This is a genomic window from Citrobacter sedlakii, assembly GCF_018128425.1.
Lineage (GTDB): Bacteria > Pseudomonadota > Gammaproteobacteria > Enterobacterales > Enterobacteriaceae > Citrobacter_A > Citrobacter_A sedlakii.
This window is the reverse complement of the sequence record NZ_CP071070.1, coordinates 4,383,830-4,396,883: the sequence shown is the minus strand read 5'-3', so window position 1 is coordinate 4,396,883 and position 13,054 is coordinate 4,383,830. Positions and strand designations below refer to the sequence as shown.

Annotated in this window: 12 protein-coding genes; 9 read left to right on the top strand and 3 right to left on the bottom strand. The window is 55.5% G+C overall.

Annotation, left to right across the window (positions count from 1 at the left end; translation table 11 throughout):
* Positions 1–19: 19 nt before the first annotated feature.
* A complete protein-coding gene (gene plsB / locus JY391_RS20830) occupies positions 20–2,440 on the bottom strand; it encodes a glycerol-3-phosphate 1-O-acyltransferase PlsB (protein WP_042291230.1) in 2,421 nt (806 codons plus the stop codon).
* 170 nt (positions 2,441–2,610) lie between these two features.
* Between plsB and JY391_RS20825 the strand changes: the two genes are divergently transcribed.
* From JY391_RS20825 to JY391_RS20810, 4 genes are all read left to right on the top strand, one after another.
* Complete coding sequence (locus tag JY391_RS20825) at positions 2,611–2,979, top strand: diacylglycerol kinase (protein WP_211934958.1); 369 nt, start codon at positions 2,611–2,613, stop codon at positions 2,977–2,979.
* 122 nt (positions 2,980–3,101) lie between these two features.
* Positions 3,102–3,710: a transcriptional repressor LexA gene (gene lexA / locus JY391_RS20820; protein WP_042291226.1), complete on the top strand. Its 609-nt coding sequence runs from the start codon at positions 3,102–3,104 to the stop codon at positions 3,708–3,710.
* A 120-nt stretch (positions 3,711–3,830) separates the two neighbouring features.
* Positions 3,831–5,156, top strand: a complete 1,326-nt coding sequence (gene dinF, locus JY391_RS20815) for an MATE family efflux transporter DinF (protein ID WP_211934957.1) — start codon at positions 3,831–3,833, stop codon at positions 5,154–5,156.
* A gap of 131 nt (positions 5,157–5,287) precedes the next feature.
* Positions 5,288–5,497 (top strand): CsbD family protein, encoded by a 210-nt coding sequence (locus JY391_RS20810; RefSeq protein WP_042291340.1) that lies wholly within the window; start codon positions 5,288–5,290, stop codon positions 5,495–5,497.
* Positions 5,498–5,575: 78 nt separating this feature from the next.
* Here JY391_RS20810 and zur read toward each other — a convergent pair whose 3' ends face one another.
* Positions 5,576–6,091, bottom strand: coding sequence for a zinc uptake transcriptional repressor Zur (gene zur / locus JY391_RS20805; RefSeq protein ID WP_042291221.1), 516 nt, complete (start codon positions 6,089–6,091; stop codon positions 5,576–5,578).
* Between the two features lie 282 nt (positions 6,092–6,373).
* On the opposite strand from zur, the gene JY391_RS20800 reads away from it, so the two are divergent.
* The 3 genes from JY391_RS20800 (at position 6,374) to pspG (ending at position 9,139) form a co-directional block, all read left to right on the top strand.
* Positions 6,374–7,684, top strand: coding sequence for a conjugal transfer protein TraF (locus tag JY391_RS20800; RefSeq protein ID WP_042291219.1), 1,311 nt, complete (start codon positions 6,374–6,376; stop codon positions 7,682–7,684).
* An 83-nt stretch (positions 7,685–7,767) separates the two neighbouring features.
* A complete protein-coding gene (gene dusA / locus JY391_RS20795; RefSeq protein WP_060570410.1) occupies positions 7,768–8,763 on the top strand; it encodes a tRNA dihydrouridine(20/20a) synthase DusA in 996 nt (331 codons plus the stop codon).
* 133 nt (positions 8,764–8,896) lie between these two features.
* The gene (gene pspG, locus JY391_RS20790; RefSeq protein ID WP_042291214.1) at positions 8,897–9,139 is read left to right on the top strand and encodes an envelope stress response protein PspG; all 243 of its coding nucleotides are present in this window, start codon (positions 8,897–8,899) and stop codon (positions 9,137–9,139) included.
* Positions 9,140–9,319: 180 nt separating this feature from the next.
* Here pspG and JY391_RS20785 read toward each other — a convergent pair whose 3' ends face one another.
* Positions 9,320–10,303, bottom strand: a complete 984-nt coding sequence (locus JY391_RS20785; RefSeq protein WP_060570451.1) for a quinone oxidoreductase — start codon at positions 10,301–10,303, stop codon at positions 9,320–9,322.
* A gap of 64 nt (positions 10,304–10,367) precedes the next feature.
* Here JY391_RS20785 and dnaB point away from each other — a divergent pair, with 64 nt between their 5' ends.
* A complete protein-coding gene (gene dnaB / locus JY391_RS20780) occupies positions 10,368–11,783 on the top strand; it encodes a replicative DNA helicase (RefSeq protein ID WP_042291212.1) in 1,416 nt (471 codons plus the stop codon).
* A gap of 151 nt (positions 11,784–11,934) precedes the next feature.
* Entirely contained in the window at positions 11,935–13,014 is a 1,080-nt protein-coding gene (alr, locus tag JY391_RS20775; RefSeq protein ID WP_200036000.1) for an alanine racemase, read from the top strand.
* Positions 13,015–13,054: the final 40 nt, after the last annotated feature.

Here is a 13,054-nt window from a genome sequence, read left to right as displayed (position 1 = left end):
CGACCGGTTTTTTTATACGTTACTCGCTTTGCGTCGCGCTCTCGATAGTGAGGCGCACATCCGAGGTAATCAACTCCGCCAGCATCTGGTACACCTTCATGGTTTCGCCAGGTTCTGCATCGCCAGTATCGCTGATATAGCCTTCGTCACGTAAAGTAAGCACTAACGAACTGAACACTGCCTTGTCGAAAAACTCCGGCGCGTTGATGCCGTGCAGAACCGACAAACGCTGCGCCACGGTCCGGCTCTCTTTTTCCAGCGTACCGCGGTTGATTGACGGGTTCGCGCTCAGAAGCCAGAAGGTAATGGCGTAACGTTGCAACGTTTCGCGTGCGCCTGCCGCCAGCAGTTGCAGCGTGCGGGAACGCGCAGGATGAATATGCAGCTCGTCGTTTTGTACGGTAATCAGCCCCTGACGCTGCATTTCTGTCGCCAGCGCATCAATGACTCCAGCCAGTTCATCGCGCTCCCAGCGCAGGAACAGCTCGGCTTTCAGCATTGGGTAAAGGACATCCACGTGCTGCAGCAACGCGTCGCGGGAGATACGGCGGTGCTGGGTAATGATCGCGGCCATCAGCGACGGCAGAACCAGCATATGGGCAATGTTGTTGCGATAATAGGTCATCAGTACCGCCTGCTCGCGCGGCAGAATGATGATATCGCCAATGGTATCCTTTTCGACTTCAAACTTATTCATCTGCAACGCGTGATCGATCAGTTCACTGGCGCTGGCCGACGGGACCGTTGAGTCAGAGGAGTACGGCACATTGCGCATCAGATCCAGATAACAGTTGAGCTGCTCGGTCAACTGCTCGCGAGTGAGCGAACGCTGACGTGACGCCAACAGCGCGGTGCAGCACAGGTTCATGGCGTTCGCCGCCCCTGCGTTGTTAATGCGCACCATCAGTTCAGAAGCAATACCGTTAACCGTCGGCGTCAGCCAGGCCGGACGCACCGCTTCAATAGGATCGATAGACTCGCGCCAGTCGGGAACGTGGTGGTTGAGGTACGTCATCAGCGGCATCGGTTCGCCGAAGTTAACGTAGCCCTGACCGAGATTACGCAGTTTGCTCAGGCCACGCAGCATCTGCGGCAGGCTCTCTTTCTCTTTCGTCGCCCCGCGCAGCTCTTTGGCGTAAGTGCCCACTTCCATAACGTGCTCGTAGCCGATGTAAATCGGGACTAACGTAATCGGACGGGTACCGCCGCGCAGCATCGCCTGGATGGTCATCGACAGGGTGCCGGTTTTCGGATCCAGTAAACGGCCAGTACGGGAACGCCCGCCTTCGACAAAGTATTCAACGGAATAGCCGCGGCTGAACAGTTCGCCGAGATACTCGCGGAACACCGTCGAATAGAGCTTATTGCCTTTAAAAGTGCGGCGGATAAAGAACGCGCCCAGGCGACGGAAAATCGGTCCCGCAGGCCAGAAGTTCAGGTTGATACCGGCAGCGATATGCGGCGGCACCAGCCCCTGATGGTAAAGAACATACGAGAGCAGCAGATAGTCCATATGGCTGCGGTGGCACGGCACATAGACGATTTCGTGCCCGTCGTGGGCCAACTGGCGCACGCGCTCGGCGTTATGGACGTTGATCCCCTGATACAGACGGTTCCAGGTAAAGCCCAGAATGCGGTCGGTCAGGCGAATCATCTCGTAAGAAAAGTTCGCAGCGATCTCTTCCATCAGCGCAATGGCGTTTTGCTGCGCTTTTTCGTGGGAGATCTTCTTGCTACGCGCCTCGTCTTCTACCGCGCGGGCAATGGCTTTCGAGGCCAACAGTTTGTTAAACAGATCCTGTCGCGCCGGCAGACGCGGACCGACCGCCGCCAGACGCTGACGGGCGAAGTGCATACGCGCCACGCGCGCCAGTTTCTGCGCGATGGTTTTGTCGGTGCCGTGTTCGTCGGCCATGCGGCGCAGCGACACGGACGGCGAGAAACGCACAAAGCTGTCGCGCCCCAGCCAGGAGACGGCAAAGAATTTCTGAATGCCGTTAAGCATACGTAGCGGCGGATTCACTTCGCCTTTTTCACGTCCAGGCGAGCGGCCAAACATCACCGAGACCGGCACCATTTGCACATCCAGGTCTGGATTACTGCGATGCAGATCGAGATAGTTATGGAACAGCTTGATAGATTCTTCTTTCGGCGTGTAATACGTAAAGACACGCGGTCCGCCATGAATAAAGACATAGCGCGGCAGCAGCGTGCCGTCGATCTCCAGCGGCTCTAACGGGTCGGGAAGATCGTGCGCCAGACACTGCGCGCGCAGTGTGAGTAAGTCCGCTTTGGAGTTATACGGCAAAACGTACATAATTGGGCGAGAGGTATCGAGTCCCAGTTCCGGGGCAGGATCCGCCGGAATAGACTTGCTTTTTACCAGTACGCTTAATGGTAAATTCAGTAATTTATAGTAAATTCGTGGCCAGCCGGACATAAACGATGTAAAGCCTCTGGTTAATAATGCAAATGCGCTGCAAGGATATCAGAAAGTCATGTGAATTTCTGTTGTATACGGTCATACTTCGCGCCGCGTTGCCCGCACTCAGATTATACGCGCTAACAAAGCATTGTCATTGACGCCAATAATGCAAAAAGGTTCTTTTAATGGCTAACAATACCACTGGATTCACCCGAATTATTAAAGCAGCCGGTTACTCCTGGAAGGGGTTTCGCGCAGCATGGGTCAACGAGGCGGCGTTCCGTCAGGAAAGCATTGCGGTGCTGGCAGGCGTGGCCATCGCCTGTTGGCTGGATGTCGATGCTATTACCCGCGTTCTGCTGATTGGCTCGGTGCTGCTGGTCATGGTTGTTGAAATTTTAAACAGTGCAATTGAAGCCGTCGTCGACCGTATTGGATCCGAATATCACGAGCTGTCAGGACGGGCGAAGGACATGGGATCGGCGGCAGTGCTGCTTTCCATTATTGTCGCGCTGATCACCTGGGGCATTCTGCTGTGGGCCCATTTTCACTAACAACATACGCGCTCCGTTCCATAACCGCATAAAACTGCGGATCATTGTGCAGTTTGTGGTTCCAAAATCACCTTTAGCTGTATATACTCACAGCATAACTGTATATACACCCAGGGGGCGGAATGAAAGCGTTAACGGCCAGGCAGCAAGAGGTGTTTGATCTTATTCGGGATCACATCAGCCAGACAGGTATGCCGCCGACGCGTGCGGAAATCGCGCAGCGTTTGGGGTTCCGTTCCCCAAACGCCGCTGAAGAACACCTGAAAGCGCTGGCGCGCAAAGGGGTGATTGAAATCGTTTCCGGCGCGTCCCGCGGCATTCGACTGCTGCAGGAAGAAGAAGATGGCTTACCGCTGGTCGGTCGCGTTGCGGCAGGCGAGCCGCTGCTGGCGCAGCAGCACATTGAAGGCCATTACCAGGTCGATCCGTCACTGTTTAAACCGAATGCCGACTTCCTGCTGCGCGTCAGCGGTATGTCGATGAAAGACATCGGCATTATGGACGGCGATCTGCTGGCGGTACACAAAACGCAGGATGTACGTAACGGTCAGGTGGTCGTGGCGCGCATTGATGACGAAGTAACGGTAAAACGCCTGAAAAAACAGGGCAACAAAGTCGAGCTTCTGCCAGAAAACAGCGAATTTACACCGATCGTCGTGGATCTGCGTGAACAAAGCTTCACGATTGAAGGGCTGGCCGTCGGCGTCATCCGCAACGGTGAATGGCTGTAATTTCATTTAGCCGGATATAAGAGCGTACGCGCCGTTATCCGGCGCCAGGCCTGGCAGCGCTGTGCTTATCAGGCCTGTATAATTTTAAATCTACGATAACTGCTCCTCAGGCTTCTTCTCATGCCGTTCTTTGCATCTGCTGATAAAGCGCTCTGGCGTCTTGCCTTACCCATGATTTTCTCCAACATCACTGTGCCGCTGCTTGGGCTGGTAGATACCGCGGTGATAGGCCACCTTGATAGTCCTGTTTACCTCGGCGGGGTGGCGGTTGGGGCGACGGCTACCAGTTTTCTGTTCATGCTGCTGCTCTTTTTACGAATGAGCACTACCGGGCTTACGGCGCAGGCGTTTGGAGCGAAGAACCCACAGGCGCTGGCGCGCGCGTTAGTACAGCCATTGCTGCTGGCGCTGGGCGCTGGCCTGCTCATTGCGCTCTGCCGAACGCCGCTGATCGATCTGGCGCTGCATATCGTCGGCGGTAGCGAAGCGGTGCTGGCGCAGGCAAGACGCTTCCTGGAAATCCGCTGGCTTAGCGCGCCCGCCTCGCTGGCCAATCTGGTCCTGCTGGGCTGGCTGCTCGGTGTGCAGTATGCGCGGGCGCCGGTGATTCTGCTGATTGTCGGTAACATCCTCAACATTATCCTCGACCTGTGGCTGGTGATGGGCCTGCATATGAACGTGCAGGGCGCTGCGCTGGCTACGGTGATAGCTGAATACGCCACGCTATTGCTGGGAATGCTGATGGTGCGCAAGGTGCTGCATCTGCGCGGCGTCTCGATGGAGATGTTAAAGCAGGCCTGGCGCGGGAATATTCGTCGCCTGCTGGCGCTTAATCGCGACATTATGCTGCGTTCGCTGCTGCTCCAGCTCTGCTTTGGCGCCATTACTGTTCTTGGCGCAAGGCTTGGCGGCGACATCATTGCCGTGAACGCAGTGCTCATGACGCTGCTTACCTTTACCGCCTATGCGTTGGACGGCTTTGCCTACGCTGTTGAGGCGCATTCCGGCCAGGCGTATGGCGCGCGGGACGGTAGTCAATTGCTGGAGGTCTGGCGGGCGGCGTGTCGTCAGTCAGGCATCGTAGCACTGCTGTTTTCTTTGACCTACCTGTTGGTGGGGGAGCAGATAATCGCGCTGCTGACCTCACTGCCGCAGTTGCAACAGTTAGCCGATCGTTATCTGTTCTGGCAGGTGATCCTGCCGTTGGTCGGCGTCTGGTGCTACTTGCTGGATGGCATGTTTATTGGCGCGACCCGCGCTGCGGAAATGCGTAACAGTATGGCGGTGGCGGCGACGGGTTTTGCGTTAACGCTGCTGGCGCTACCGGCATTGGGGAATCACGGTTTGTGGCTGGCGCTGGCGGTTTTCCTGGCGCTGCGCGGACTTTCGTTAGCATGGATTTGGCGGCGGCACTGGCGTAACGGTACCTGGTTTTCGGCAACGTGACGGTTAAATATTCTGAATACTCAACCGAACCCAGAATCCCTGACTACACTAAATATCACGTCCAGCAAGAAACGTAGCAACGTTGGATGACGTAGACTCGCTATTCACAGCCTAACGAAGAGGACTTTATGATGAATAAAGACGAAGCCGGTGGTAACTGGAAACAATTCAAAGGTAAGGTGAAAGAGCAATGGGGCAAATTAACCGACGATGACATGACGGTTATCGAAGGTAAGCGCGATCAGCTGGTAGGTAAAATCCAGGAACGTTATGGCTACCAGAAAGATCAGGCGGAAAAAGAGGTGGGTGACTGGGAAACCCGCAACGACTACCGCTGGTAAACCCTCCTGCCCAAAAGTACAAGGACGTACTGCCCTTTATTTGCTTACAGTGAGCGGCGCGCCTTGCCGCTCGCGCCATTAACGGGGTTTTTTCTTGACCTGAATAGAATGGTCATGTTGGCAATCGCCAGGATGACGACAGGCTTCAACCTCCACGCACGCTGAACATAACCCATGCGCTTCAATCACGTTATGACGCAGGGCAAAACCCATTTTTGCCGCCAGCGTATGCATAATATCTTCCACCCCTTCCGCGCATTCTTCCTTCACCGCGCCGCAGCGATCGCAGATAAACATGGCTGAGGTATGCGTCGGCTGATCGAAAAGATAACAAAGTACGTAGCTGTTTGTGGATTCCACCTTATGCACGAACCCTTGCTCTAGCAGAAAATCCAGCGCCCGGTAAACCGTCGGCGGTTTGGCCTGTGGCTCTGACTCCCGCAGCAGATCGAGCAGATCGTAAGCGCTAATCGCCCCGTCCTGCAGGCTCATCAGGCGTAACACTTCGAGGCGCTGCGGGGTCAGTCGCACATTGCGTTGCGCGCACAATTTTTCAGCTTGCGCCAGCAGCTCTTGCGTTGTGGTCTTTTCCATTGGGCACCTCGGTTAGCGTGGGGTGATAAACCCTCACTTTATCATGTTCTGCAGGAAACGCCGAGATCCTGCCAGTGACGATATATCGTCTGCGAATCTTTCCGCGCTTAATAAAGTCTTCTATACATATTGAGGCATATCACAAAAAGAGAACGCTTCAGCCCCATTCTGCATGAAGCGAATAGCACCATTTTTATTCATTTTTTCACAGCAATAGTTCTCCTCTGCTGCGTTGATACTGGCAGAGGCGTTATTTCACCTGCTAATAAAAATGGGTTTACTGTGAATAAAAATTTTAATTTTTCGGTGGTGGCGATCGCGGTTTCGTTTTGGGTATCACATCAGGCGAACGCGGCAAATACCTGGGCGGAAGCGCGTAACGATGCAATGGGCGGGACGGGCGTGGCTTCGGCACATTATGGCAGTGGGGTTCTCATCAACCCGGCTTTGCTGGCGAAGGCTAAACCTGAGGACAGCATTACCGTCATCCTTCCTGCGGTTGGGGCGCAAATTACCGACGAGGATAACTTGCAGGATGAGATTGATGAAATCAGCGACAAAATCGACTACTACGATGACGTCGTCGATAACCTGACGCCAGCCGAGGTTCTGCTGAACCCTCGCGGCGTGTTAAACCAGTTTCAGGGGGCGGCGCGCGATCTTGCCGATGAGCTGGAGTACCTGAAAGGGAAGACGGCGCATGCTAACGCCGGGGCCGGACTGGCGGTCAGTATTCCCAACGAGGTGTTATCCGTTGCGTTTGTGGCGAAAGGCTATGCGCATGGCCGTGTAAGCGCGTCAATCGATCAAGGCGATATTGATTATCTGCGCAGAATCGAGGGTAGCGATGCCTATGCGTTAGTTGAAGCGGGCAGGGCGGCGCTGCAGGGCTCTGATGAAATCACCAAACACCTTAACTCCACGGCATCCGGCCGGGCGGCGATCGTCTCCGATTACGGTATCGCGGTGGCGCGTCAGTTTGCCTTAGGCGACGTGCCGCTTTCTATTGGCGTCACGCCGAAATTGCAAAAAACCTGGCTCTATAATTACACGACCTCGATCTATAACTACGACAGCAGCGACTGGAACAGCAGCCGATACCGCAACGATGACACCGGCTTTAACGTCGATGCCGGGATTGCGGCGGACTTTGGCGAAAACTGGACGCTGGGCGTCAGCGGGCAAAACCTTATCTCGCGCGATATCGACACCAAATCAATTTACATCACCAACGGCCTGACCGGTGAAACGCGTAATTATCAGGATACCTATCAGATTCGCCCGTTGGTCACCGCGGGTGTCGCCTGGCATAACGACGTAGTGACGCTGACAGCGGATGGCGATCTAACCGAAACGAAAGGTTTTAAGAGCGAAGATGATTCCCAGTATGTAGGCGTCGGCGCAGAGGTTCGTCCGCTGAACTGGCTGGCCGTTCGGGCAGGCTACCGTGCTGATGTGAAGGCGAACGACAGCAATGTCTTTACCGGCGGCGTTGGGTTTTCTCCGTTCAACCGCGTTCATGTGGATCTGATGGGTCTGTATGGTGAAGACGAAACCTGGGGGGCAGGCGCGCAGCTCAGCATGACGTTCTGAGGCAGCACCGGAGACGTTACGTCTCCGGTTTACCTTTGTGCTATAGTAGCGCCCCTTGTTCACCAGACGCTCAAAAAATCGCCATGTCACCAGAATTACACGCTGCCTTTCCCGCTCACCGTTTCTCCATCGCACCGATGCTCGACTGGACGGACAGACATTGCCGCTATTTCTTGCGCCTGCTGTCTCGCCAGACGCTGCTCTATACCGAGATGGTCACAACAGGCGCCATTATTCATGGCAAAGGCGATTACCTGGCGTACAGCGATGAGGAGCATCCGGTGGCACTGCAACTGGGGGGAAGCGATCCGGCTCAGCTTGCGCAGTGTGCAAAACTTGCGGAGGCTCGCGGCTATGACGAGATCAACCTTAACGTCGGCTGTCCATCGGATCGCGTGCAGAACGGTATGTTTGGCGCATGCCTGATGGGGAACGCGCAGCTGGTAGCCGATTGCGTGAAGGCGATGCGTGATGCGGTGTCGATTCCGGTGACGGTAAAAACCCGCATCGGTATCGACGACCAGGACAGCTATGAATTTCTCTGTGACTTCATGAATACCGTTTCAGGCAACGGTGAATGCGACATGTTCATCATTCATGCCCGAAAAGCCTGGCTTTCCGGATTAAGCCCGAAAGAGAACCGCGAAATTCCGCCGCTGGATTACCCACGGGTTTATCAGCTCAAACGGGATTTTCCGCATCTCACCCTGTCGATTAACGGCGGTATTACGTCACTGGAACAGGCGAAAGCGCACCTTGCCCATATGGATGGCGTTATGGTCGGGCGCGAAGCGTACCAGAATCCGGGAATTCTGGCCTCGGTTGACCGGGAGATTTTCGGCGTTGACACGGCGGATGCCGATCCGGTGGCCGTGGTACGGGCGATGTATCCGTATATTGAGCGGGAACTGCGCCAGGGGACCTATTTAGGCCATATCACCCGCCATATGCTTGGCCTGTTCCAGGGCATTCCGGGCGCGCGTCAATGGCGTCGTTACCTGAGCGAAAATGCCCATAAAGCCGGTGCGGATATCAACGTGCTTGAGCATGCGTTAAAACTGGTCGCTGATAAGCGTTAAAATTTCACCATTAGTTAGTCAATTTCACCACGCCCTGCGCACTGCCGCGGGGCGTTTTGTTTATATATCAACGGATTAATGTTGGCACGCATTTTGTAAAGCATTGAGCAGAATTTCATTATGGGAGAGCGTCATGCTGGAACTACTTTTTGTGCTTGGCTTTTTTATCATGCTGATGGTCACTGGCGTTTCGCTGTTGGGCATCCTGGCTGCGCTGGTGGTGGCAACCGCGGTGATGTTCCTGGGCGGAATGTTTGCTTTGATGATCAAACTGTTGCCATGGCTGCTGTTGGCGGTTGCTGTGGTATGGGTTATCAAGGCAATCAAATCGCCGAAAGTGCCGCAATATCGTCGCAATAACCGCTGGCGTTACTAGGGTATTGTGGGGTTTGTCACAACCTGCAATTTTGCCTTTAGAACCAAATAGGAATTGATAATCAAATCTGTCACTATTGCGCGTCTAACGGATTCATCGTGCTGTACCCTACATACAGCCGAACTAAAAAAAGAAAGGGCTTCCCAGGTGGAAGCCCTAATTCTTTCAGCGGATCCCGGCTTACGGAATCAGCAAGCTGGACCCTTGCGTAGCCCTGCTTTCCAGCATTTCATGCGCGCGTTGCGCATCCTGCAGGGCAAACTTCTGGCTATCCGCCACATCAACTTTGATCACGCCGCTGGCGATTAGCGAGAACAGTTCGTTGCTGGCTTCAGTCAGCTCATCGCGATTGGTGACGTAGCCCTGCAGAGAAGGGCGCGTGACGTACAGGGAACCCTTCTGATTCAGGATCCCCAGGTTCACGCCGGTCACCGGGCCGGACGCGTTACCGAAGCTGACCATCAGGCCGCGACGCTGCAGACAGTCCAGCGAGGACTCCCAGGTGTCTTTCCCCACCGAGTCGTACACTACGCAGACCTTTTTCCCGCCGGTGATCTCTTTGACCCGCTCTACGAGATTTTCTTCGCGATAGTTAATCACCTGCCACGCGCCTGCATCCCGCGCCCGCTGCGCTTTTTGCGCGCTGCTCACGGTACCGATAAGTTTTGCGCCCAGCGCTTTCGCCCACTGGCAGGCAATCAAACCCACGCCGCCTGCCGCCGCATGGAACAGGAACGGTTCATCGGGTTTGATTTCATAGGTTTTACGCAACAGGTAAAAGACAGTCAGCCCTTTCAAAAACGAGGCAGCGGCCTGCTCGAAAGAGATCGCGTCGGGTAAAATCGCCGCCTTATCGGCCACGACGTTATGCACTGAACTGTAGGCGCCGAGCGCAGATTGCGCATACACGACGCGATCGCCCGCTTTGATGTGCGTTACGCCGCTGCCCACTTTGCTCACTACGCCCGCTGCTTCGGTACCCAGCCCGCTGGGCAGCGCTGGCGGCGGATAAAGCCCGCTGCGGATGTAGGTATCGATGTAGTTAATGCCAATCGCTTTGTTTTCGACCTGGATTTCGTTCTCCGCCGGATCTGCCGGGGTGAACGCCACGGCCTGAAGCACTTCAGGGCCACCATGCTTGTGAAATTCAATACGTGTTGCCATGCTTCCTCCAAAAGAAATGTGGTAATCTTTCGACCCAATCATTATTTCGGTAACTCCATTCACTATGGCAGGAAATAAACCCTTCAACAAACAACAGACTGATGTCCGGGAGCGCGACCCGCAGGTTGCCGGGCTGAAAGTGCCGCCGCACTCGATTGAAGCGGAACAGTCGGTGTTGGGCGGTTTAATGCTGGATAACGAGCGCTGGGACGACGTTGCCGAACGTGTGGTAGCGGATGATTTCTACACCCGTCCGCACCGTCACATCTTTACTGAAATGGGTCGCCTGCAGGAAGGCGGCAGCCCTATCGACCTGATTACGCTCGCGGAATCGCTGGAGCGCCAGGGACAGCTGGACAGCGTTGGCGGATTCGCCTATCTGGCGGAACTGTCAAAAAATACCCCAAGCGCGGCGAATATCAGCGCTTATGCCGACATCGTCCGCGAACGGGCCGTTGTCCGTGAAATGATTTCGGTGGCAAATGAAATCGCCGAAGCCGGGTTTGATCCGCAGGGGCGCACCAGCGAAGATCTGCTCGATCTCGCCGAATCCCGCGTTTTCAAAATCGCCGAAAGCCGCGCCAATAAAGACGAAGGTCCGAAAAATATTGCCGATGTGCTCGACGCTACCGTCGCGCGTATCGAACAGCTATTCCAGCAGCCGCACGATGGTGTGACCGGCGTGAACACCGGCTATGACGACCTCAATAAAAAGACCGCCGGTTTACAGCCCTCGGATCTGATTATCGTCGCCGCGCGTCCGTCGATGGGGAAAACGACCTTTGCGATGAACCTCGTTGAAAACGCGGCGATGTTGCAGGACAAGCCGGTGCTTATCTTCAGTCTGGAAATGCCCTCGGAACAGATCATGATGCGTTCTCTGGCGTCGCTGTCCCGCGTCGATCAAACCCGCATCCGTACCGGTCAGCTCGACGACGAGGATTGGGCGCGTATTTCCGGTACGATGGGCATTCTGCTGGAAAAACGCAATATCTATATTGATGATTCATCCGGCCTGACGCCGACGGAAGTGCGCTCCCGCGCGCGCCGTATTGCCCGCGAACATGGCGGCATCGGGCTTATTATGATCGACTACCTTCAGCTGATGCGCGTACCGTCGCTTTCCGACAACCGTACCCTGGAGATCGCCGAAATCTCCCGCTCGCTGAAAGCGCTGGCGAAAGAACTGCATGTGCCGGTAGTGGCGCTGTCGCAGCTTAACCGCTCCCTGGAACAACGTGCCGACAAGCGTCCGGTCAACTCCGACCTGCGTGAGTCCGGCTCTATCGAGCAGGACGCCGACCTGATTATGTTTATCTACCGTGATGAGGTTTATCACGAGAACAGTGACCTGAAAGGCATCGCGGAAATCATTATTGGTAAGCAGCGTAACGGCCCCATCGGCACGGTGCGTCTGACATTCAACGGGCAATGGTCGCGCTTTGATAATTATGCCGGGCCACAATACGACGACGAATAAATAATTTGGCTATTTTATTTGCGATTTTGGGATTGGGCAGTGCTCGCCATCCTCACGTACTTCAGTACGCTCCGGTGGCTGCGCGCTGGCCGCACCCAAACTCGCTGCAACAATAACGCCAAATTTGAGAAAAATAATTTAAGGAATTCAAATGCAAGCGGCAACCGTCCTTATTAATCGCCGCGCTCTGCGACACAATCTGCAACGTCTGCGTCAACTGGCGCCTGCCAGCAAGCTGGTTGCGGTGGTGAAAGCGAACGCCTACGGACACGGCCTGTTAGAGACCGCGCGAACGCTCCCCGATGCTGACGCTTTTGGCGTCGCGCGACTTGAAGAGGCGTTGCGCCTGCGCGCGGGAGGGATCACCCAGCCTATCCTGCTGCTGGAAGGCTTTTTTGAGGCGTCTGATCTACCCACTATCTCCGTACAGCATCTGCATACGGCGGTACATAACGAAGAACAACTGGCTGCGCTGGAAGCGGCGGAACTGGATGCGCCAGTAAGCGTGTGGATGAAGCTCGACACCGGTATGCACCGTCTGGGCGTGCTGCCGGAGCAGGCAGACGCGTTTTATCAGCGTCTGACCCGATGCAAAAATGTGCGTCAGCCAGTCAATATCGTCAGCCATTTCGCCCGTGCCGATGAACCGGAATGTGGAGCGACGGAAAAGCAGCTCGCGATTTTCAACACCTTCTGCGCGGGAAAGCCTGGGCAGCGCTCCATTGCCGCGTCCGGCGGGATCCTGCTATGGCCACAGTCGCATTTTGACTGGGTGCGCCCGGGGATCATCCTTTATGGCGTTTCGCCGTTGGAAAACCACTCTACCGGCGCGGACTTCGGCTGCCAGCCGGTGATGTCCCTGACTTCCAGCCTGATAGCGGTGCGCGAGCACAAAGCCGGGGAACCGGTAGGCTACGGAGGAACGTGGCGAAGCGAGCGAGACACGCGGCTTGGCGTTGTCGCGATGGGCTATGGCGACGGCTATCCGCGCGCGGCGCCGACCGGCACCCCGGTGCTGGTGAACGGTCGTGAAGTGCCGATTGTGGGACGCGTGGCGATGGACATGATCTGCGTAGATCTCGGCCCGCAGGCGCAGGACAATGCAGGCGATCCGGTGATTCTTTGGGGCGAAGGGCTGCCCGTCGAACGCATCGCTGAAATAACGAAAGTAAGTGCTTACGAACTTATCACGCGCCTGACATCACGGGTGGCGATGAAGTATATCGATTAAGCGTACGGCTCTCCGGCCTGGGTTGATCTCACTGCAGGCC